Source organism: Pseudomonas citrullilanati (assembly GCF_030580855.1).
GTDB classification, from domain to species: Bacteria; Pseudomonadota; Gammaproteobacteria; order Pseudomonadales; family Pseudomonadaceae; genus Aquipseudomonas; species Aquipseudomonas citrulli.
In genome coordinates this window covers 1-22460 of sequence record NZ_JAUQOP010000013.1, presented here as the reverse complement: position 1 = coordinate 22460, position 22460 = coordinate 1, and the positions used below count along the sequence as shown (strand labels likewise).

Genomic DNA, 22460 nt, shown 5'->3' with positions numbered 1-22460 from the left:
GCAATTCCCACAAGCATTCTGCCTTGCAGCGAGGAAGCGACTATCCTTGTCAGCTCTTGTACTATAGATCCTTTCTTGTACAAGTCCGGGAACTTGTGCCACCTCGCCACTTACTCATGCATGAGGCGAATCCAATTGACGCCCCTCCCGCCCCCCTTTTCGAGAATGCCGAATATGTCCACCCCCGTTTCCGCCGCTGCACCCACCATTCTGGTCGTCGAGGACGATGACATCGTGCGGATGCTGATCGTCGACGTGCTGGAAGAGCTGGAATACCAGGTGCTGGAGGCGGATGGCTGCGATCAGGCGCTGGAATTCCTGCACAACGACCAGCAGCCCATCGCCCTGATGATGACGGATGTCGGCCTGCCGGTGATGGACGGCCGGGAACTGGCCAAGCAGGCCCGGCTGGTGCGCCCGGGGCTGGCGATCCTGTTTGCCAGTGGCTACGCCGAGAGCATCGACGTGCCCGAAGGCATGGCCGTCATCGGCAAGCCGTTTTCCATCGATCAGTTGCGCGACAAAGTCCAGGGCATTCTTTCTTGAGCCCGGGCGCATTCTTGGTCACTATCGGCGCCCCGCGCGCCGACGGCGCCTGAGTTCGATCCAAGGAAGCGCCCGCCCATGCGACACCCCACCGCCACCCAGGTCCTGGTCATCGGCTATGTCTGGCCCGAGCCGCGCTCATCGGCGGCCAGCGGGCACGTCATGCAGATCCTAGAGACCTTCCTCGACCAAGGCTGGGACATCACCTTCAGCAGCCCCGCCGGCTTCGGCGAGCAGCGTGCCGACCTGGCCGCCCTGGGCATCCGCGAAGTGCCGATCGAACTCAATAGCGCCAGTTTCGACACGTTCATCAGCGAACTGGCGCCGGATATCGTCCTGTTCGACCAGTTCATGATGGAGGAGCAATTCGGCTGGCGGGTCGAAAAGCACTGCCCCAACGCCCTGCGGGTATTGGAGACGTCCGACCTGCAAAGCCTGCGCCACGCTCGCCAGCAGCGCCTGAAGGATCGCCTGAAGGCCGACGACGCGTCCCAGGACTTCGGCGACCTGTTCGCCCCGGCCCTGCGCGAAGAGTTCGAGCGGATGGCCGACACCGACCTGGCCAGGCGGGAAATCGCCGCCTTGTACCGCTGCGACCTCAACCTGATGATCTCCGAGGTGGAGATCCAGTTGCTGGTGGAGCACTTCAAGCTGCCTCGCGACCTGCTGCACTGGTGCCCGCTGATGCTCGACCTGCCTGGCGCAGCGCCCGTGCCGTTCGAAGAGCGGGCGCATTTCCTCAGCATTGGCAACTTCCGCCATGCGCCGAACTGGGATGCGGTGCTCTGGATGAAAAACGCCGTCTGGCCGTTGATCCGTCAACAACTGCCCACCGCGCAACTGCACCTGTATGGCGCCTACACGCCGCCCAAGGCCGCCGCCCTGCACAATCCGGCGCAGGGCTTCCACATCATGAACTGGGCCGAAGACGCCTTGCAGGTGATGTCCGCCGCCCGCATCTGCCTGGCCCCCCTGCGCTTCGGCGCGGGGATCAAGGGCAAATTGATCGACGCCATGCTCTGCGGCACGCCGAACGTGACCACGCCCATCGGTGCCGAGGCCATGCAGGGCGAATGCCCCTGGCCCGGCGCGATCGCCCACAGCGCCGAAGCCATCGCCAGTGCCGCGGTGCAGTTGTACAGCGACCAGGCACGCTGGACACAGGCCCGCGATGCCGGTTTTGCCCTGTTGCAGGCGCGCTATCGCAAGCAGGTACACGGCCCGGCCCTGATCGACAGCATCGAGACCTGCCGCGCGCAACTGGCGCAACGACGCCGGGACAATTTCACCGGCAGCATGTTGCGTCATCACCAGCACAAGAGCACCCAGTACATGGCCCAGTGGATCGAGGAAAAAAATCGCAATCGCTGAGGCGCAATCCTGGTTCCGGGCTGGCACCCATCCGGCGAAGGGGGCATTATCCAGCGGCGATAACAACAAAAGCGCCAGGCCCATGACCCGAACAGCGAGAGTCACCGACCCTTCCTATGAGTTGATGGATGACCATAACGGGCTGTCCATCATCTACCGCCAGCACGGTTTCCCGTGTCCGCTGGTGCGCTGGCATTTCCACAAGGAATACGAGCTGCACCTGATCGTCGCCAGTTCCGGCAAGGTGTTCATCGGCGACTACATCGGCAACTTCTATCCGCAGTCGCTGTTTCTCACCGGCCCCAACCTGCCCCACAACTGGATCAGCCAGGTGGCCGAGGACGAAGTGGTGCCCAAGCGCGACATGCTGGTGAACTTCACCGACGAGCTGTTCGAAAGCGGCCATCAGGTCTTCGCCGAACTCAAGACCGTCGCCCCCTTGCTGGAACGGGCCCAGTACGGCATCGAGTTTCGCTGCAAGCGCACCATCCGCCAGGCCATGATCCTGATGCAGCGCATCGCCGATGCCCAGGGCATGAGCCGCCTGGGGCACTTCTTCATCCTGATGGAGCTGCTGGCCAGTACCGACGACTACCAGTTGCTTTCCGGCGCCACGGCGTCGCAGCCGGCGGACGAACACAGCATCGACCGCACCAACCGCGCGGTCGACTACATCTTCGCCCATTACGCCCGTGAGCTGTCCCTGGAAGAAGTCGCCGAGCACCTGGGCATGAAACCGACGTATTTCAGCCGTGTGTTCAAGCAGGCCACCGGCCGCTGCTTCATCGAATTCGTCAATCGCCTGCGCATCAGCAAATCCTGCGAATTGCTGGCCGACGGTGACAAGCCGGTGACGGACGTGTGTTTCGAATCGGGTTTCAACAACATTTCCAACTTCAACCGGCGCTTCCAGCAACTCAAGGGCATGACCCCGTCCCACTACCGGCGCCTGGCGGTGCAGCGGTTGACCGAGCAGAACCAGGGCTGAGCCCTTCTCGGGCGCCACCCAATCTTGTGGCGAGGGGATTTATCCCCGTCGGGCTGCGCAGCAGCCCCTTATGCATTTGCAATCGCAGTACGTCTGACTGACACAGGGGCCGCTGCGCGCCCCAGCGGGGATAAATCCCCTCGCCACAGACAAATTTCCCCGCGCGCCGTCTCCTCTAGTGCAAAAAAGTATCAGCACAAGTGCGACGGATGATTTGTCAGGCCGTCCCTGGCGGGCTGTAATCAGCGCACATTCTTCCCTTCATCCGGAAGACACAACAACAATAACTGTCCTTCTGCAGCCCCTGGCGCGGAAAAGGAGTGCGCGATGAAACCTTCGGTTAAAGCTCTGCTTGTCTCCACCTGCATGACCCTCAGCAGCGTCAGTTTCGGCGCACAGACCCTCACCATTGCCACCGTCAACAACAGCGACATGATCCGCATGCAAAAGCTGTCGAAGACCTTCGAGGCCGAGCACCCGGATATCCAGTTGAATTGGGTGGTGCTCGAAGAAAACGTCCTGCGCCAGCGCCTGACCACCGACATCGCCACCCAGGGTGGCCAGTTCGACGTGTTGACCATCGGCATGTACGAAGCCGCACTCTGGGGCGCCAAGGGCTGGCTGGAGCCGATGAAGGACCTGCCGGCGTCCTACGACCTGGACGACGTCTTCCCTTCCGTGCGTGACGGCTTGTCCGTCAAGGGCTCGTTGTACGCCCTGCCGTTCTACGCCGAAAGCTCGATCACCTACTACCGCACCGACCTGTTCAAGGATGCCGGGCTGACCATGCCCGAACACCCGACCTGGACCCAGATCGGTGAATTTGCCGAGAAGCTCACCGACAAGTCCAAGGAACAATACGGCCTGTGCCTGCGGGGCAAGGCCGGTTGGGGCGAAAACATGGCCCTGATCACCACCCTGGCCAACGGCTTCGGCGCGCGCTGGTTCGACGAGAAGTGGCAGCCTGAATTCAATGGCCCGGAATGGAAAGACGCGCTGAACTTCTACGTCGACAACATGAAGAAATCCGGCCCGCCGGGCGCCTCCAGCAACGGTTTCAACGAAAACCTGGCGCTGTTCAACAGCGGCAAGTGCGCGATCTGGGTCGACGCCAGCGTCGCCGGCTCGTTCGTGACCGACAAGACCCAGAGCAAGGTCGCCGACCACGTTGGCTTCACCTTCGCCCCCCATGAAAAAACCGACAAGGGCACGTCGTGGATGTACTCCTGGTCGCTGGCGATCCCGACCAGTTCCAAGGCCAAGGACGCGGCCAAGGTCTTCACCAGCTGGGCGACGTCCAAGGAATACGGGCAACTGGTCGCCAAGACCGACGGCATCGCCAACGTGCCGCCCGGCACCCGCGCCTCGACCTACAGCGACGAATACATGAAGGCGGCACCGTTTGCCAAGGTGACGCTGGAATCGCTGAAAGTCGCCGACCCGAAAGCGCCGACCCTCAAGCCCGTGCCTTACATCGGCATCCAGTTGGTGACCATTCCCGAGTTCCAGGCGATCGGCACCCAGGTCGGCAAGTTCTTCTCCGGCGCCCTGACCGGCCAGCAAAGCGTGGACCAGGCGCTGACCGCCGCGCAGTCGACCACTGAGCGCGAGATGAAGCGCGCCGGGTATCCCAAGTAACCGGGCTACCTGCTCTTGCTTCCTGTGGGAGCGAGCTTGCTCGCGATGAAGGCCTTGCCGCCACCATCGCGGGCGACTGACACGACGCGATCGTGAGCAAGCTCACTCCCACAGTGGATCTTCATAGGCCCGCAAAAAATCGGTTCAATGCCATGAATAGCTCAACAACAACTGCCAAAGCGCCCATCGGGGTTTCCCCACCCGCGCGCAAGATCCGCCTGGCCAACCCCGGCTGGTTCCTGGTCAGCCCATCGGTGGCCCTGTTGCTGCTGTGGATGATCGTGCCGCTGGGCATGACCGTCTACTTCTCGATGATCCGCTACAACCTGCTCTACCCGGGCGAAAACGAGTTCGTCGGGCTGGAGAACTTCACTTACTTCCTGACCGACTCGGGCTTCATGCCCGGTGCCACCAATACCCTGTTGCTGGTGGGCAGCGTGCTGCTGATCAGTATCGTGCTCGGGGTGTTGATCAGCGCGCTGCTGGAGGCCAGTGAGTTCTTCGGTCGCGGCATCGTGCGGGTGCTGTTGATCTCGCCGTTCTTCATCATGCCCACCGTCGGTGCGCTGATCTGGAAGAACCTGATTTTCCACCCGGTGTCGGGGATTCTCGCGGCGGTGTGGAAGCTGTTCGGCGCGCAACCGGTGGACTGGCTGGCCCACTACCCGTTGCTGTCGATCATCATCATCGTGAGCTGGCAGTGGCTGCCCTTCGCGATCCTGATCCTGATGACCGCCATGCAGTCCCTCGACCAGGAGCAGAAAGAAGCCGCGCGCCTGGACGGTGCCGGCCCGATCGCGATTTTCTGGCACCTGACCTTGCCGCACCTGGCGCGTCCGATCGCCGTGGTGCTGATGATCGAGACGATCTTCCTGCTGTCGGTGTTCGCCGAGATCTTCACCACCACCAACGGTGGCCCGGGCTACGCCTCCACCAACCTCGCCTACCTGATCTACAACCAGGCGCTGGTGCAGTTCGACGTCGGCATGGCGTCGGCCGGTGGCCTGATCGCCGTGGTCATCGCCAATATCGCCGCCATCATCCTGGTGCGGATGATCGGCAAAAATCTCACCGACAAGCATTGAGGCCGCCGCCATGACCCTTCAACAATCGCGCCGCCTGCAAAGCCTGCTGCTGGGCACCCTGGCCTGGGCCATCGCCATCGTGATTTTCTTCCCGATCTTCTGGATGGTGCTGACCAGCTTCAAGACCGAAATCGACGCGTTCGCCACGCCGCCGCAGTTCATCTTCGCGCCGACCCTGGAGAACTACCTGCACATCAACGAGCGCAGCAACTATTTCAGCTTCGCCTGGAACTCGGTGGTGATTTCCTTCAGCGCCACCGCCCTGTGCCTGCTGATCGCGGTGCCGGCGGCCTACTCCATGGCGTTCTACGAAACCCAGCGCACCAAAGGCACGCTGCTGTGGATGCTCTCCACCAAGATGCTGCCACCGGTGGGCGTGCTGATGCCGATCTACCTGCTAGCCAAGAGCTTCGGCCTGCTGGACACGCGCATCGCGCTGATTGTCATCTACACGCTGATCAACCTGCCGATCGTGGTCTGGATGATCTACACCTACTTCAAGGACATTCCCCGCGACATCCTCGAAGCCGCGCGCCTGGACGGTGCCACGCTGTGGCAGGAAATGGTCCGCGTGCTGCTGCCGATCGCCAAGGGCGGCCTGGCGTCCACCGTGCTGCTGTCGCTGATCCTGTGCTGGAACGAGGCCTTCTGGTCGCTGAACCTGACCTCGTCCAAGGCCGCGCCCCTGACGGCACTGATCGCCTCTTACTCGAGCCCCGAAGGTCTGTTCTGGGCCAAATTGTCCGCCGTCTCGACCCTGGCCTGCGCGCCGATCCTGATTTTCGGCTGGATCAGCCAGAAACAACTGGTGCGCGGCTTGTCTTTCGGCGCCGTGAAATAACGCGCCCTATCCCTTATCAGAAGCGGAGGCCCATCCTCATGGCCAACCTGAAAATCAAGAATCTGCAAAAAGGTTTCGAAGGCTTTTCCATCATCAAGGGCATTGACCTCGAAGTGAACGACCGCGAGTTCGTGGTGTTCGTCGGCCCCTCGGGCTGCGGCAAGTCGACCCTGCTGCGGCTGATCGCCGGCCTGGAGGAAGTCAGCGACGGCACCATCGAACTGGATGGCCGCGACATTACCGAGGTGAGCCCGGCCAAGCGCGACCTGGCGATGGTCTTCCAGACCTATGCCCTGTACCCGCACATGAGCGTGCGCAAGAACATGTCCTTCGCCCTGGACCTGGCCGGCGTGCCCAAGGCCGAGGTCGAGAAAAAGGTCAACGAGGCCGCGCGCATCCTCGAACTGGGGCCGATGCTCGAACGCAAGCCCAAGCAACTCTCCGGCGGCCAGCGCCAGCGCGTGGCGATTGGCCGGGCCATCGTGCGCAACCCGAAGATCTTCCTGTTCGACGAACCGTTGTCCAACCTCGACGCCGCCTTGCGGGTGCAAATGCGCCTGGAGCTGGCGCGGCTGCACAAGGAACTGCAAGCGACCATGATCTACGTGACCCACGACCAGGTCGAGGCCATGACCCTGGCCGACAAGGTGGTGGTGCTCAACGGCGGACGCATCGAACAGGTCGGCTCGCCGCTGGAGTTGTATCACCAGCCCGCCAACCTGTTTGTCGCCGGATTCCTCGGCACCCCCAAGATGGGCTTTCTCAAGGGCAAGGTCAGCGGCCTCGATAGCCACGGCTGTGACGTGCAATTGGACGCCGGCACCCGTATCCACCTGCCGCTCAACGGCGCCCACCTGGCCGTCGGTGCAGAGGTCACCCTGGGGATTCGTCCGGAGCACTTGAACCTGGCCCAGCCCGGCGAATGCACGCTGGTGGTCACCGCCGACGTCAGCGAGCGCCTGGGCAGCGACACGTTCTGCCACGTCGTCACCGCCTCCGGCGAAGCCCTGACCATGCGGGTTCGCGGCGACCTGGCGAGCCGCTTTGGCGAGCAATTGAACCTGCACCTGGACGCTGAACACTGCCACCTATTCGATGCCAACGGCGTGGCGGTCCCCCGTGCGCTGCGCGCCGCCGCCTGATTGCCGAGAACCGTGATGAAACTCAACCGACAGAACCTGCACAACCTCAACCCCGGGGTCGCCGTGCCCGCTTACCCTTTGGGCGAAATCCGCCAGGGCATCGCCCACATCGGGGTCGGAGGCTTCCACCGCGCCCACCAGGCGTATTACACCGACGCGCTGATGAACACCGGCGCCGACCTGGACTGGGCCATCTGCGGCGTCGGCCTGCGGGCCGAGGATCGCCGCGCCCGGGACGACCTGGCCGGCCAGGACTACCTGTTCACCCTGTATGAATTGGGTGACACCGACGACACCGAAGTCCGGGTGATCGGCGCCATCGATGCCATGCTGCTGGCGGAGGACGGCGCCCAGGCGCTGATCGACAAACTCGCCGACCCGCAAATCCGCATCGTCTCGCTGACCATCACCGAAGGCGGCTACTGCATCGACGACAGCAATGGCGAGTTCATGGCCCATTTGCCGCAGATCCAGCACGACCTGGCGCATCCCGACGCGCCGAAGACCGTGTTCGGTTTTCTCTGCGCCGCCCTCGCCCGGCGCCGTGCCGCCGGCACCCCGGCGTTCACCTTGATGTCCTGCGATAACCTGCCCCACAACGGCGCCGTGACCCGCAAGGCGTTGCTGGCCTTCGCCGCGCTGCGGGACCCCGAACTGGGCCAGTGGATCGACCGCAATGTCAGCTTCCCCAATGCCATGGTCGACCGCATCACGCCCATGACCAGCGTCGCCCATCGTCTGCAACTGCACGACGAGCATGGCATCGACGACGCCTGGCCGGTGGTCTGCGAACCGTTCGTGCAGTGGGTGCTGGAGGACAAGTTCGTCAACGGCCGCCCGGCCTGGGAAAAGGTCGGCGTGCAGTTCACCGATGACGTCACCCCCTACGAAGAAATGAAGATCAAGCTGCTCAACGGCAGCCACCTGGCGCTGACCTACCTGGGGTTCCTCAAGGGCTATCGCTTTGTCCACGAGACCATGAACGACCCCCTGTTCGTGCGCTACATGCGCGCCTATATGGACTTGGATGTCACGCCGCAACTGGCGCCGGTACCTGGCATCGACCTGGCCGACTACAAGGACACCCTGGTGGAACGCTTTTCCAACCAGGCGATTGCCGACCAGTTGGAACGGGTGTGCTCGGACGGTTCGTCGAAATTTCCGAAGTTCACCGTACCGACGATCAATCGCCTGATCGCCGACGGTGGCGAGATGCGGCGCGCGGCACTGGTGGTGGCGGCCTGGGCCGTGTACCTCAAGGGCGTCGACGAAAACGGCCTGGCCTACACGATTCCAGACCCGCGGGCGGCGTTCTGCCAGGCCCTGGTGGCCGACGATGCCCTGATCACCCAGCGATTGCTGGAGGTGGAAGAAATCTTTGGCACCGCCATCCCCCGCTCGCCGGCATTCGTGGCAGCATTCGAATGGTGCTGCAACAGCTTGCGCGAGCAGGGGGTGACGAAAACCCTGGAGCGGATACTGGCTGACGCAAGCTAGACCACAAGAAGGTGGCAGCGGCGAAGAGGTGGTAGCGAGAACTGTTGTGGCGAGGGAGCTTGCTCCCGCTGGTCTGCGTAGCGGCGCCATCTTGTGCGTGCTGCGCACGCAGGCGGGAACAAGCTCCCTCGCCACGAAACCTGTTTGTCGCCCCCCTGCGTTGCCTTCACCTACCCTCTCCACGTGTTCCGTATGACGCTTCGAGGATTTCCATGGCAAACCCACAATTGTTCCTGGGCATCGACTGCGGCACCCAAGGCACCAAGGCGCTGGTTCTGGACGCCAGCAGCGGCCAGGTCCTGGGCCTTGGCGCGGCGGCTCATTCCATGATCAGCGGTCCCAACGGCTGTCGCGAACAAGACACGGCGCAATGGCTCGAAGCCTTCGCCCAGGCGACCCGGCAGGCGCTGGCCAGTGCCGGGGTCGATGGCCAGGCCATCCTGGGCATCGGCGTGTCCGGCCAGCAGCACGGGCTGGTGCTGCTCGACGAGCAAGACCAGGTGCTGCGCCCGGCCAAGCTGTGGTGCGACACCGAGACCACTGCGGAAAACGACCGGCTGCTGGCCCATCTCGGCGGCGAAAGCGGCTCCCTGGAGCGCCTCGGCGTGGTCATCGCCCCTGGCTACACCGTGTCGAAGCTGCTCTGGACCCGGGAACAGCATCCGCAGGTGTTCGACCGCATCGCCCGCATCCTGCTGCCCCACGATTTCCTCAACCACTGGCTCACCGGCCGCCATTGCACCGAATATGGCGACGCCTCGGGCACCGGCTATTTCAACGTCCGCACCCGCCAATGGGATGAGCCATTGCTGCAACACATCGACCCCAGCGGCCGCTTGCGAGCGGCGCTGCCGGAACTGATCGAGGCCCACCAACCGGTCGGGCGGATTCTGCCGGCGATCGCTGCGCACCTGGGCCTCAACCCTGGCGCCATGGTGTCCAGCGGTGGCGGCGACAACATGATGGGCGCCATCGGCACCGGCAACATCCAGCCCGGCGTCATCACCATGAGCCTCGGCTCCTCCGGCACGGTCTACGCCTATGCCGCCGAACCGGCGGTGAGCCCGCAACCATCGGTGGCGACCTTCTGTTCCTCCAGTGGCGGTTGGCTGCCGTTGATCTGCACCATGAACCTGACCAATGCCACCGGGGCCATCCGTGAACTCCTGGCGCTGGACATCGACGTCTTCAACACGTTGGTGGCCCAGGCGCCGATCGGCGCCGAAGGCGTGTGCATGCTGCCATTTTTCAACGGTGAGCGGGTCCCGGCCCTGCCCCATGCCACCGGCAGCCTGCTGGGCCTGACCACCACCAACCTGAGCCGGGCCAACCTGTGCCGCGCCGTGGTCGAAGGGACCACCTTCGGTTTGCGTTATGGCCTGGACCTGCTACGGGCCAACGGGCTCGAAGCCCAGAGCATCCGCCTGATCGGCGGCGGTTCGAAAAGCCCGGTATGGCGGCAGATCGTTGCCGATATCATGGACACCACGGTCATCTGCACCGAGCAGAGCGAAGCCGCCGCCCTCGGCGCGGCCATCCAGGCGGCGTGGTGTCAATCAGGCGCGAAGCAAAGCCTGGCCGAGCTGTGCGAGCGCTGCGTCAAGCTCGACCCGGCCAGCGAAACCCGGCCTGTCGCCACGCATGTCGCGGCATCGCAGCAGGCCTATGAACGTTACCGACAACACGTCGCAACCCTTTGAGAGCGGGCAACTATGTATCTGGTGTGTGGTGAAGCACTGTTTGATTTTTTCAGTGAGACCGAGGCGCAAACCCCCGCCTCGCAGGTGAACTTCAAGGCGATCGCCGGCGGCTCGCCGTTCAACGTGGCCGTGGGGCTGCGTCGCCTGGGCATCGATTCCGCGCTGTTTACCGGCCTGTCCACCGACTACCTTGGTCGACGCCTGCAACAGGTACTGCGCAATGAAGGCGTCAGCGACCACTACCTGCGGGACGTCGATGCGCCAACGACCCTGGCGATGGTCGCCCTGGGTGCCAATGGTTCGCCCCATTACAGTTTCCGAGGTGAGGGCTGTGCCGACCGCCAGTTGCCGCTGGACTCACTGCCGACGCTGGGGCCCGAGGTACGCGGCCTGCACGTGGGGTCGTTTTCCCTGGTGGTCCAGCCCGTGGGCGATACGCTCCTGGCCCTGGTGCGGCGCGAAAGCGGTCGTCGCCTGATCAGCCTGGACCCTAACGTGCGGCTCAACCCGCAGCCGGACATCGAACTGTGGCGTTCACGGATCGCGACGTTGGTGGAATACGCCGACCTGATCAAGGTCAGCGACGAAGACCTGGGCCTGCTCTATCCCGGGCAAGATCCCCAGGTGATCATCGAAGGCTGGCTACGGCACCGCTGCCAACTGGTCTTCCTGACCCGTGGCGGTCAAGGCGCTACGGTGTTCAGCCGCCAGCACGGTTCATGGTCCATGCCCGCCTGCCCGGTGAAGATGGCGGACACCGTCGGGGCGGGCGACACGTTCCAGGCGGCGCTGATTGCCTGGCTGACGGAACAGCAGCTGGATTCGATCGATGGCCTGCAACGCCTGACCCGGGAACAGGTCAGCGCCATGCTCGCATTCGCCATGCGGGCTGCGGCCCTGACGTGCGGCAAGACCGGGCCGGACCTGCCCTATCGGCACCAGTTGAATTGAAAAGAGTTGAGTGCTTCAACCCCGAAAAAAACTGGACGCCGGGTTCGGGCATTGACCGGACCCAGGCGTCAGGCTTACCGGGAAAAGGCCGCCGTTAGCGCCCGGTCATTCGGTGTTGCTGATGAACATGGCTGCCCACGTGGTGGCCGTGATCAAGCTCGGTTCGCAATTCGGCAATCAGGTCGTTGATCGCCCGGCAACCGGTGAGCTTCTTGGCGTCGATATCGGATTTGACCAATGCCACCCGATCGGTCTCGTGATCGTCGTAGATCTTGACCGTCATCGTCAGGTCGGGTGACAAGCTGCATTGGGAGCGCTTGGGCAGCAAGCTGCTTTCAATGATGTTTCGCATTTCGAGGGCAGATAAAAACATGGCGACTCTCTCCTGTTGAGGCGGCCAACTTATGTATACGACGGCGGTATTTTCGTCCGTTTCTTCCCTGCGGACTGGGACTACGAATGCCGAGCCGTTCGTTCGTTTTTTTGCGTTTCAATTCACGGAGTCCATCCAGCGGACTCCTGAATCATCCCGCAAAAAATATGCCTGTAATGTCGATGTCAGAGATTGATAACAATCAATGACTTAGCGGCATTGCCTGGCGCACCGTTCGTGCAGAATGCAAGGAGACGGTGTTTTCTTCATGCAAACTGCAATTGCATTCATCCTGTCGAAGCCAGAGTAGCTCTAATTGCCCCGGCACAAGTGGGCATCCGTCGCTTTGTTCAAAAAAAATGTGACGTAGCGTAAAAATTCAAACGGTATCTACCGCCGCGCGTTCCGCCACATGCCCCAAACTGTCGAAATTGATGTTGGCACCCGAATTGATCGCCACGAAGGTCTGGCCCTGAACGCCGGTGCGGGCCACGTATTGCTTGATGCCTGCCACGGCCAGGGCACCTGACGGCTCGGTGATGGCACGGGTATCGTCGTAGATGTCCTTGATTGCCGCACACACTGGGTCATTGCCGACGGTGATCACCTCATCGACGCAGAAACGGCAGACCTCGAAGCCGTGGGCGCCCATCTGCGCCACTGCCACGCCGTCGGCGAACGAGCCTACTTCAGCCAACGTAACCCGTTCGCCGGCCACCAGGGCCGCTTCAAGGCATGCCGAGTGCGTCGACTCGACACCGATGATCCGCACCTCCGGTCGCAGGTACTTGACGTAGGCAGCGATCCCCGCGATCAGCCCGCCGCCGCCCACCGGGACGAAGATCGCATCCAGCCGGCCGGGGTGCTGGCGCAGGATTTCCATGGCGACGGTGCCCTGGCCGGCAATCACCTGGGGGTCATCGAACGGTGAGACGAACTCCCGCCCCGTCCGTCGGGCCAGTTCCAGCGCGTGAGCCAGGGCGAACGGAAAGCTCTCGCCGTGCAACAACGCTTCGGCACCCCGGTTGCGCACGCCGAGCACCTTCAACGCCGGCGTCGTGAGCGGCATGACGATACTGGCCGAAATTCCCAGCTTGCGGGCCGCCAACGCCACGCCCTGGGCATGATTGCCCGCCGATGCGGTGATGACGCCCCGGGCACGCTGCTCCGGGGTCAGTTGCACCAGCTTGTTGTAGGCCCCGCGGATCTTGAAGGAGAACGTCGGTTGCAAGTCTTCGCGCTTGAGCAGGATCTGGTTTCCCAGGGCCTCGGACAACGCAGGGGCCGCTTGCAGCGGCGTACACACCGCCAGCTCGTACACCGGCGCGGCGAGGATGTTCTTGACGTAGTGCTCCAGCAGGGATTGCTCGGCGGGGGTGGCGGTCATGGCGGTCTCCTGGTTTGGACAGAACCCGGGAGACAGAAAGAAAAAACCCGCCTCCAGGGCGGGTTGGGTGCAGCCGTCAGCTAACCCGCCAAATAGGAATGGCGGTAATAATAATGCTTGGCTGGCTGCGCAATAAGGTAGAAGTCATGGCTGGAAACTAGCCGGGCGCGGGTGGCAAGTCAATCTTTAAGTCCGACTTTATACAGCGCACCGCTGTCCTCATCCGTCAGCACATACAAGTAGCCGTCCGGCCCCTGGCGCACGTCGCGAACTCGCTCGCCGAGTTCACCCAGCAGGCGTTCCTCGTGAACCACCTTGTCGCCCTCGAATTCCAGGCGGATCAGTTCCTTGGACGCCAGCGCGCCAATGAACACGTTACGCTGCCAGGCCTTGAAACGGTCGTTGTCATAGAACGCCATGCCGCTGAGCCCCGGTGACACCTGCCAGACATGCTGCGGGCCCACGGTGCCTTCGACGGTCTTGCCCTGGGCTTCGGGAATCGGGGCGCCCGAGTAGTTGATGCCATGGGTCGCCAGCGGCCAACCGTAGTTCTGGCCACGCTCGATGACATTCAGCTCATCGCCACCCTTGGGCCCATGCTCGTTCTCCCAGAGCGTACCGTTCCATGGGTTCAGGGCTGCGCCTTGGGGGTTGCGCATGCCGTAGGACCAGATCTCGGGGCGGACATTCTTCTGCCCGACGAACGGATTGTCATCCGGCACCTTGCCGTCCGGATAGATCCGCACGATCTTGCCTTGCAACTTGTCCAGGTCCTGGGCGGTAGGCCGGTCATTGTTTTCCCCCAAGGTAATGAACAGATAGCCGTCCCGGTCGAATACCAGCCGCGATCCAAAATGATTGCCCGTCGACAGCTTGGGTTGCTGGCGGAAGATCACGTTGAAATTTTCCAGCCGCTGGTGGTCTTCGGACAACTGTCCCCGCCCCACCGCCGTACCCGCCTTGCCATCGGCCCCGGCCTCGGCATAGGAGAGGTAGACGGTGCGGTCCTGGCGGAAGTCCGGCGAAAGCACGACGTCGAGCAGGCCGCCCTGCCCCTGGGCCCACACCTGCGGTACGCCACTCAATGGCGCGGATAACCGGCCATCGGGGCTTACCATCCGCAGATTGCCGATTCGCTCCGTAACCAGCATGCCCTGCTGGCCCGGCAAGAATGCGACGGACCAAGGATGCTCCAGCCCCTTGGCCACGGTGGTCACCTCCAGGGTGCCCTCCTCGCTCTTGAATTGTTGGGTTTGCGCGGCTGAAACCGGCGTGACGAGCGTGAGAACCGCGCTGGCGCAAAAGGCCGCCAGGAGTGTTTTAGGCAACATGCACACGTCCTTCTGTAGTGGAAAAGTCAGCCAGGCGCGATGCCTAGCGATGGCTGTCGGATGTCCCTCTGGGAGGTGTCGGGGATTCGATCGTGGGCCGTGGCGACCTTGTGGGCTGGCCGGAGCGTGGGTAGCCGTTGCCGATCCCGCCATTGTCCAGGGTGGGCGGCCGTGGAACCGGCACCGTGGGATTGTTTTGCAGCGCCGGCACATTCAGCCGGGTGCCCTGCTGGCTGTTGGGGTTGGCTCGCCGCGTCGGGCTGTTGTAGGGATTATTGTTGCCCGGCAGGTTCTGGGCCATGAACCGCACAGGGCCTGGTTGCGGCGCCGCAGCCTGGACCAACGGAACCATGAGTAGCGCCATGCAGACGAGCGTCAGTCGGTTCATTTCAAGCACCTCCTGGAGTCAGGCATATCGAAAGCACGCTACGCCGCAGGTTCGCCGTTGTTAAGCGAAATATCCCCGCGAAGATGTAACCAGGCATCTCCAAGACGGCGCTTGTGGCGGCCAGGGGGGGCGCGCCAGCCAGCGCCCGGTGGAAACTTTTCCAAAGACCCGACGGTCACCAGAGAGACATTCACCGACAAGGACAATCACCATCATGGCCAGGGCAATCTGGAAAGGCGCAATCAGTTTCGGACTGGTCCACATCCCCGTCGCATTGGTGTCGGCGACCTCGTCCCAGGGCGTCGATTTCGATTGGCTGGACAAGCGCAGCATGGACCCGGTGGGCTATAAGCGGGTCAACAAGGTCACGGGCAAGGAAGTGACCAAGGAAGACATCGTCAAGGGCGTCCAGTACCAGAAAGGCCAGTATGTCCTGCTCGACGAAGAAGAAATCCGCTCCGCGCACCCCAAGTCCACCCAGACCATCGACATCTTTTCCTTCGTCGACAGCGAGAAGATCCCACTGCAAAACATCGACACCCCGTATTTCCTGGCACCGGACAAGCGCGGCGGCAAAGTCTATGCGCTGTTGCGCGAAACCCTGGTCAAAACCAACAAGGTGGCCCTGGCCCACGTGGTGTTGCACACGCGGCAACATCTGGCGGCGCTGATGCCGCTGGAGTCGGCATTGGTGCTGGTGATGCTGCGCTGGCCGGCGGAGGTCCGCGGCCTGGACATCCTCGAACTCGGCGACGAGGTCACCAAGCCCCACCTGGTCAAGGGTGAACTGGACATGGCCAAGCGCCTGGTAGAGGACATGAGCGCCGACTGGACACCGGAAGACTATCGCGACAGCTTCCAGGACAAGATCATGGAACTGGTGGAGAAAAAGGCCAACGAGGGCCGGCTCGAAGCGGTGGAAACAGACCCTGGCGAAGAACAGCGCAAGACTGCCGACGTCATCGACCTGACCGAACTGCTCAAGCGCAGCTTGGGCGGCAAGGGCAAGGCGCCGGACAAACCGGCGAAAACCCCCGCGAAACCCGCGAAGACCAGCAAGTCCGCCCCCGCGAAAAAAGCCACCAAGGCCTCCCGGGGCTAACCCCCGGCCGCCAGCTATACAAGGGAATCTGTCATGGCCAAGGCCGAGCGCGAATCTGCCCGTGCGTCCGATGCCAATCGGGACGAAAAGACCCACCGCAACCGCCCTCATCCAGGGCACAAGGATCCACTGCCCGAACGGCTGTTGCCGCAATTGGCGACCGCGGTGGAACAGCCACCCACGGGTGAATGGCGCTATGAAGTCAAATTCGACGGCTATCGGTTGATGGCCCGTATCGAGAACGGCGACATCCGCCTGCTCAGCGGCAACCATGAAGACTGGACCGCGCGGCTCAAATTGCACGCCGACGCCCTGGCCGAGCTGAACCTGGGGGACAGTTGGCTGGACGGTGACTTGATCCTGCTGGACGACAACGGCCAGTCGGACCTCGCTGCCCTGCGCGACGCGCTCGAAATCGGCCGTACCGTGGACATGGTGTACGTGCTGTTCGACGCGCCATTTCTCAATGGCGAGGACCTGCGGCAAACGCCCGTGGAGGAACGGCGCGCAGCGTTGAAACAGGTGTTGCGCGGCCATGCCGGCAAGCGCCTGCGGTTCTCCGAGGCCTTTTCCGCCAGCAAGGACGAAATACTCGAAAGCGCCAGCGCCCTGTCCCTGGACCGGGTGGTCGGCAAGCGCGTGGGCAGCCCTTATGTGTCGCGGCGCAGCAGCGATTGGGTGAACCTGAAATGTCGGTTGCGCCAAGCTTTTGTGATCGTCGGCTTCACCCGCCCGCAAAATCCAAGCAGCGGCTTCGGCGCGCTGCTGCTTGCAGTCAATGAAGGCAGCGGCCTGGTGTATGCCGGGCGAGTGAGCACCGGATTCACGCAAGCGCAGAAAGAAACGCTGCAGGCGACATTGTCCGCCCGTGAGCGCCAAGCCTCGCCATTGGCCCAGCCGGTCAACCGCGTCCAGGCGCGTGGCGTGCAGTGGGTCGAGCCCGAGCGGGTGTGCGAAGTCGAATTCACCGAATGGACCAGCAGTGGCCTGGTGCACCGCCCGACCTTCATCGAATGGCTGGCCGACATGCCGGCGGGCAAGATCGTCCGCGAGCACCCATTGCCGATCAAGAACCAGACGCCGGCCCTACGACGAGGCCGCAAGCCAGGCGCAGTGGAAGTGGCCGGCGTAAGCATCACCCACCCGGACCGGGTGATCGACAGCCTCAGTGGCGTGCAGAAAGCCGAGCTGGCCCAATACTACGCCGACATCGCCCCGTGGATCCTGCCGCACCTGAAACTACGGCCCGTGGCGTTGCTGCGGGCACCGGACGGAATTGGCGAAGAGCAGTTCTTCCAGAAGCACGCCGATCGCCTGGAGATTCCCCACATCAAGCAACTGGATCCATCGCTGGACCCGGGCCACGCTGCCCTGATGGAAATCGACAGCGTCCAGTCGCTGGTCAGCGCGGCACAGATGGGTACGGTGGAGTTGCACACCTGGACCGCCACCCATGAGCGGATCGAAACGCCGGACCTGTTTGTGCTGGACCTGGACCCCGATCCATCACTGCCCTGGAACGCCATGCTCGAAGCCACTCGCATGACTTTGTCAGTGCTCGATGAGCTGGGCTTGCAAGGGTTCCTGAAGACCAGCGGTGGCAAGGGCATGCACGTCATCGTGCCGCTGGCGCGCAGTGAAGGCTGGGACGCCACCAAGGCCTTCGCCAAGGCCATCTCCCAGTTCCTGGCGCGCGAGATGCCGCAAAAGATCACCGCCACCATGGGCCCGAAAAACCGCGTCGGCAAAGTCTTCGTCGATTACCTGCGCAATGCCCGCGGCGCCAGCACGGTGAGCGCCTACTCGGTACGGGCGCGACCGGGGCTGCCGGTTTCGGTGCCGATCGCCCGGGCCGAGCTGGACAGCCTGCGCAATGCCCAGCAGTGGGACATCAACACCGCACTGGAACGGGCCCGGGGCCTGGGAGCCGATCCATGGGAAGGCTACGCCCATCGCCAACGGATCAGTGCCAGGATGTGGGAGCAACTGGGGGCGCCAAAACCCATGGAATGATCGCAGGGCCCTGGCGAGATTTCAGATCCAGACGAAGATCGCCAGCAGCCCGCCGAAGAACGCCCACTTCTGCAAGTAATACAGCTTGCGATTGCGCTTCTTCAGCGCCTTGCCTTGCAGCCGGATCTTGTACAACCTGGAAAACGCCCGGTTCAAGCCGCCGGTCTTGTCCCCGGCGTCGTTGGGGGCGCCGGCGGCGGCCATCACGGTGCGGCTGAACCAGCGGTTGAAAGCCGTGGCCCAGCGAAATTTCATCGGCCGCTCCACGTCGCAGAACAAAATGATGCGGTTATGGGGCGTGGTGTTCTCGGCGTAATGAATGAATGTCTCGTCGAACACCACCGCCTCGCCGTCACGCCAATGGTACGGCTCGCCGTCGACATTGATGTAGCAACCGGCCTCGTTCGGCGTCTCCAGGCCCAGGTGGTAGCGATACGACCCGGCATACGGGTCACGGTGGCGAACCAGCTTCGATCCCGGCGGCAATTCGGCGAACATCGCCGCCTTGATCGAGCCGATGCCTTGCACCAGTTCGGTGGTGCGCGGGCACAACTTCATGGCCGAAGGGTGACTGTCGCCATACCACTTCAGGTAGAAGCGCTTCCAACCCGTCTTGAAGAACGAGTTAAAGCCAACGTCATCGTACTGATTGGAACGCTTGATCTCCCCGGCCTGCAAGAGGTTCAGCCCTTCGGCACGGATCTCCTGCCAATGGACTTGCAGCGGGCTCAGGTCCGGAAAATCCGCGGGGTTGAGGTACGGCCGGTTGGGGAATTTCGAACACAGGTACAGCAAGCAGTTGATGGGCGCGAGAAACGATGAGTGGTCGCTCAACTGCCGTCCGATCTTATGCCGTACGCGCCCCCGCAGGTGCACGTAGCCGATGGACAGGAGGTAGATCGCAGCGAGAATGAGTTTCACAAAAATCCGTCACACAACAAGAGTGAACAGGCAGCTTTCCCCGCCCAGCCTGGCGGTATGGGAGGAAGCATCGGGTGAGATGGCATTTTAGCCAGAGTTTGTAACCAAAGTTATCCTTCAGTTGTGAAAAACTGTGCATGGAAATGACCGCTTCTCGCCCGAACGCCCCGTGCCTGCTATTCAACGGACGAGACCGATTCGGCCGGAGGAACCCAGTACGCGTCCCTGACTTCATCCAGCGCCTGCCAGGGTTGGCCGTTGAGTCTCGCACTCCTGCAAGTCTGGGCGTGGACAAAAGCAGTGTCTCGATCGGCTTCCGCCTGCGTCGCGCCGCAGCCTTTACAGGTTACTGTCTGATTTTGCAGAGACCAGTTCTGGTGCCAGAAAATGAGTTTTTCGAGAGGAGTCATGGATTGCTACCTGTACAAAACCTCTACAAAAATATAATTCACGTACAGGTCTTGTAAAGTTTCCGCGCCACCTTCCCTGTCTGCGCAGGCACGTTGTGCCCCTCGCCGATCCGCCGCTCCAGACATGCACCTTCGAATCAAGACGGTAGAAAAAATGAATTAGCGGCCTGATCGCTCGGTCAAGAATTATGAACACACGATTCTGACGAGGTAACCGTAATGACTATCCAGGCAGAGACACTCGTGCAACTGACCGAAGCCCTCCAGGAGCGAGGCTTGAATCTGGTGTCGGATGTTCACTTCATTCGCGCGCCCTATCGCCGCAACCACCGCTGGATCTGCTCCGTAGAGTAAACACGCCGGCGGCTCGGGGCAGGCGCTCAGCACCGGCCCCCTGTTCCGCCACGCCGGGGGCGCTGGAATGCACCGCCCTGCGTCGTTTGGGTGGCCGCCATCGCCATCGTGCAACTGTTGTCATACTTATGCGACAATGTGCTCAACGTCTGGCATGAACCCCGCCTTTATTGCCCAACAGCCTGGACACAGCGTCCGGATGCTGCGCTCCACTTATGCCCGTTGGCTTGATTCCAGTGGTGACTGGGGAGAAACGGAAAAGCTCCTGAATTGCCCCAGGAATGGCCCAAGCTTCATAAGCGCGGCTCGCAACCCCTTGATAGGTAAAGTAATTGATCTCCACAGCTAACATCACGATGCAGTTTGGCGCCAAGCCGCTGTTCGAAAACGTCTCTGTCAAATTCGGCGCGGGCAACCGCTACGGCCTGATCGGCGCCAACGGTTGCGGCAAGTCGACCTTCATGAAGATCCTCGGCGGCGACCTCGAGCCGTCCGGTGGCCAGGTCATGCTCGAACCGAATGTACGCCTGGGTAAACTGCGCCAGGACCAGTTCGCCTACGAACAATTCACCGTGATCGATACCGTGATCATGGGTCACGAAGAGCTGTGGAAGGTCAAGGCCGAGCGCGATCGCATCTATTCGTTGCCGGAAATGACCGAAGAAGACGGCATGGCCGTGGCCGAGCTGGAAACCGAGTTCGCCGAAATGGACGGCTACACCGCCGAATCCCGTGCCGGCGAGCTGTTGCTGGGCCTGGGTATTCCACTGGAACAACACTTCGGCCCGATGACCGAGGTCGCGCCGGGCTGGAAGCTGCGGGTGTTGCTCGCCCAGGCACTGTTCTCCGATCCGGAAGTGCTGTTGCTCGACGAACCGACCAACCACCTGGACATCAACACCATTCGCTGGCTGGAAAACATCCTCACGGCGCGTAACAGCACCATGATCATCATTTCCCACGACCGGCACTTCCTGAACAGCGTCTGTACCCACATGGCCGACCTGGACTACGGCGAGCTGCGCCTGTTCCCAGGCAACTACGATGAATACATGATCGCGGCGACCCAATCCCGCGAGCAGTTACTGTCGGACAACGCCAAGAAGAAAGCCCAGATCGCCGAGCTGCAGACCTTCGTCAGCCGCTTCTCGGCCAACGCCTCGAAAGCCAAGCAGGCCACCTCCCGCGCCAAGCAGATCGACAAGATCCAGCTCGCCGAGGTCAAGCCATCGAGCCGCGTGAGCCCGTTCATCCGCTTCGAACAGACCAAGAAGCTGCACCGCCAGGCCGTGACCATCGAGCGCATGTCCAAGGGCTTCGACGGCAAGACCCTGTTCAAGAACTTCAGCTTCACCGTCGAAGCCGGCGAACGCGTGGCGATCATCGGCCCCAACGGCATCGGCAAGACCACCCTGCTGCGCACCCTGATGGGCGAGTTGGCACCGGACGCCGGTTCCGTGAAATGGACCGAAAGCGCGGAGCTGGGCTACTACGCCCAGGACCATGCCCATGATTTCGCCGAGGATGTCAGCCTGTTCGACTGGATGGGCCAATGGACCCAGGGCGAGCAGATGATCCGGGGCACCCTGGGCCGCATGCTGTTCTCCAACGACGAGATCCTCAAGTCGGTCAAGGTCATCTCCGGTGGCGAGCAGGGCCGCATGCTGTTCGGCAAGCTGATCCTGCAAAAACCCAACGTACTGGTGATGGACGAACCGACCAACCACCTGGACATGGAATCCATCGAAGCCTTGAACCTGGCACTGGAAAACTACCCGGGCACGCTGATCTTCGTCAGCCACGACCGGGAATTCGTCTCGTCCCTGGCCACCCGCATCATCGAGCTGAGCGCGGACGGCGTGGTCGACTTCAGCGGCACTTATGACGACTACCTGCGCAGCCAGGGTGTGATGTTCTAAGGGCAGTTGCAAGCTACAAGCCGCAAGCTGCAAGTAAAAAGCCTCGTCCGTCGTGACGGGGCTTTTTTGCATTTCAGGGAACACGCCGTTAGGGCCACTGATGCTGTGCGAGCCTGCTCGCGATGGCGTTAGCACATCCAACATCAATACAAGCTGCCCCACCGCTATCGCGAGCAGGCTCGCTCCCACATTGGATCTCGGTGCCCACACACCTGCGGCCCAGCACAAATCCCCTGTGGGAGCGGGCCTGCCCGCGAAGGCGTCGGCACATCCAACATCAATACAAGCTGCCCTACCGCTTTCGCGAGCAGGCTCGCTTGTGTCTTAAGACAGGATAAAGTCAAAGGTGAGAGGGGTGGACAGCAAGCTGACGGGTCGCGGTGCCCTAAGCACGTGTGGGAGCCAAGCTGCTGTCCACTCTTCCCGCTTTGGCTCAAAGCTCGAACAGTTGACTGAGTTTCCGCCCTCGAACAACAAGCATGAGCCAGGCCAAAGCGCCTCTC

19 protein-coding genes are annotated in these 22460 nt (G+C 62.3%); 14 read left to right on the top strand and 5 right to left on the bottom strand.

Features of this window, described 5'->3' with window-relative positions; genetic code table 11:
- Positions 1 to 174: 174 nt before the first annotated feature.
- The 10 genes from Q6A48_RS11365 (at position 175) to Q6A48_RS11320 (ending at position 11759) form a co-directional block, all read left to right on the top strand.
- Positions 175 to 546 (top strand): response regulator, encoded by a 372-nt coding sequence (locus Q6A48_RS11365; RefSeq protein WP_304554211.1) that lies wholly within the window; start codon positions 175 to 177, stop codon positions 544 to 546.
- Between the two features lie 78 nt (positions 547 to 624).
- Positions 625 to 1917, top strand: coding sequence for a glycosyltransferase (locus Q6A48_RS11360; protein WP_304554209.1), 1293 nt, complete (start codon positions 625 to 627; stop codon positions 1915 to 1917).
- A gap of 82 nt (positions 1918 to 1999) precedes the next feature.
- Positions 2000 to 2905 (top strand): AraC family transcriptional regulator, encoded by a 906-nt coding sequence (locus tag Q6A48_RS11355; RefSeq protein WP_304554208.1) that lies wholly within the window; start codon positions 2000 to 2002, stop codon positions 2903 to 2905.
- A gap of 327 nt (positions 2906 to 3232) precedes the next feature.
- Positions 3233 to 4543, top strand: coding sequence for an ABC transporter substrate-binding protein (locus Q6A48_RS11350; RefSeq protein ID WP_304554207.1), 1311 nt, complete (start codon positions 3233 to 3235; stop codon positions 4541 to 4543).
- Positions 4544 to 4695: 152 nt separating this feature from the next.
- A complete protein-coding gene (locus tag Q6A48_RS11345; protein WP_304554206.1) occupies positions 4696 to 5628 on the top strand; it encodes a carbohydrate ABC transporter permease in 933 nt (310 codons plus the stop codon).
- Between the two features lie 10 nt (positions 5629 to 5638).
- A complete protein-coding gene (locus tag Q6A48_RS11340; RefSeq protein ID WP_304554205.1) occupies positions 5639 to 6469 on the top strand; it encodes a carbohydrate ABC transporter permease in 831 nt (276 codons plus the stop codon).
- 38 nt (positions 6470 to 6507) lie between these two features.
- Positions 6508 to 7611 (top strand): ABC transporter ATP-binding protein, encoded by a 1104-nt coding sequence (locus tag Q6A48_RS11335; RefSeq protein WP_304554204.1) that lies wholly within the window; start codon positions 6508 to 6510, stop codon positions 7609 to 7611.
- A 15-nt stretch (positions 7612 to 7626) separates the two neighbouring features.
- Positions 7627 to 9108 carry a mannitol dehydrogenase family protein gene (locus tag Q6A48_RS11330; RefSeq protein WP_304554203.1) on the top strand — a complete coding sequence of 494 codons (1482 nt, stop codon included), beginning with the start codon at positions 7627 to 7629 and terminating at the stop codon, positions 9106 to 9108.
- Positions 9109 to 9320: 212 nt separating this feature from the next.
- Positions 9321 to 10808: a xylulokinase gene (gene xylB / locus Q6A48_RS11325; protein WP_304554202.1), complete on the top strand. Its 1488-nt coding sequence runs from the start codon at positions 9321 to 9323 to the stop codon at positions 10806 to 10808.
- 12 nt (positions 10809 to 10820) lie between these two features.
- Positions 10821 to 11759 (top strand): carbohydrate kinase family protein, encoded by a 939-nt coding sequence (locus tag Q6A48_RS11320; RefSeq protein ID WP_304554201.1) that lies wholly within the window; start codon positions 10821 to 10823, stop codon positions 11757 to 11759.
- A gap of 94 nt (positions 11760 to 11853) precedes the next feature.
- Here the strand turns inward: Q6A48_RS11320 and Q6A48_RS11315 are convergent, their stop codons facing one another.
- From Q6A48_RS11315 to Q6A48_RS11300, 4 genes are all read right to left on the bottom strand, one after another.
- Positions 11854 to 12132: a DUF1652 domain-containing protein gene (locus Q6A48_RS11315; protein ID WP_304554200.1), complete on the bottom strand. Its 279-nt coding sequence runs from the start codon at positions 12130 to 12132 to the stop codon at positions 11854 to 11856.
- 379 nt (positions 12133 to 12511) lie between these two features.
- The gene (gene ilvA, locus Q6A48_RS11310; protein ID WP_304554198.1) at positions 12512 to 13519 is read right to left on the bottom strand and encodes a threonine ammonia-lyase, biosynthetic; all 1008 of its coding nucleotides are present in this window, start codon (positions 13517 to 13519) and stop codon (positions 12512 to 12514) included.
- Between the two features lie 179 nt (positions 13520 to 13698).
- Positions 13699 to 14850 (bottom strand): PQQ-dependent sugar dehydrogenase, encoded by a 1152-nt coding sequence (locus tag Q6A48_RS11305; RefSeq protein ID WP_304554197.1) that lies wholly within the window; start codon positions 14848 to 14850, stop codon positions 13699 to 13701.
- A gap of 43 nt (positions 14851 to 14893) precedes the next feature.
- Positions 14894 to 15238, bottom strand: coding sequence for a hypothetical protein (locus Q6A48_RS11300; RefSeq protein ID WP_304554196.1), 345 nt, complete (start codon positions 15236 to 15238; stop codon positions 14894 to 14896).
- Positions 15239 to 15452: 214 nt separating this feature from the next.
- Here Q6A48_RS11300 and ku point away from each other — a divergent pair, with 214 nt between their 5' ends.
- Complete coding sequence (ku, locus tag Q6A48_RS11295; RefSeq protein WP_304554195.1) at positions 15453 to 16340, top strand: non-homologous end joining protein Ku; 888 nt, start codon at positions 15453 to 15455, stop codon at positions 16338 to 16340.
- Positions 16341 to 16373: 33 nt separating this feature from the next.
- A complete protein-coding gene (gene ligD / locus Q6A48_RS11290; RefSeq protein ID WP_304554194.1) occupies positions 16374 to 18353 on the top strand; it encodes a DNA ligase D in 1980 nt (659 codons plus the stop codon).
- A 21-nt stretch (positions 18354 to 18374) separates the two neighbouring features.
- Here ligD and lpxO read toward each other — a convergent pair whose 3' ends face one another.
- Positions 18375 to 19274, bottom strand: a complete 900-nt coding sequence (gene lpxO / locus Q6A48_RS11285) for a lipid A hydroxylase LpxO (RefSeq protein ID WP_304554193.1) — start codon at positions 19272 to 19274, stop codon at positions 18375 to 18377.
- A gap of 629 nt (positions 19275 to 19903) precedes the next feature.
- Between lpxO and Q6A48_RS11280 the strand changes: the two genes are divergently transcribed.
- Both Q6A48_RS11280 and Q6A48_RS11270 read left to right on the top strand, forming a co-directional pair.
- Positions 19904 to 20038 carry a hypothetical protein gene (locus tag Q6A48_RS11280; protein WP_304554192.1) on the top strand — a complete coding sequence of 45 codons (135 nt, stop codon included), beginning with the start codon at positions 19904 to 19906 and terminating at the stop codon, positions 20036 to 20038.
- Positions 20039 to 20370: 332 nt separating this feature from the next.
- A complete protein-coding gene (locus Q6A48_RS11270; RefSeq protein WP_304554191.1) occupies positions 20371 to 21957 on the top strand; it encodes an ABC-F family ATPase in 1587 nt (528 codons plus the stop codon).
- The last annotated feature ends 503 nt before the right edge of the window (positions 21958 to 22460 follow it).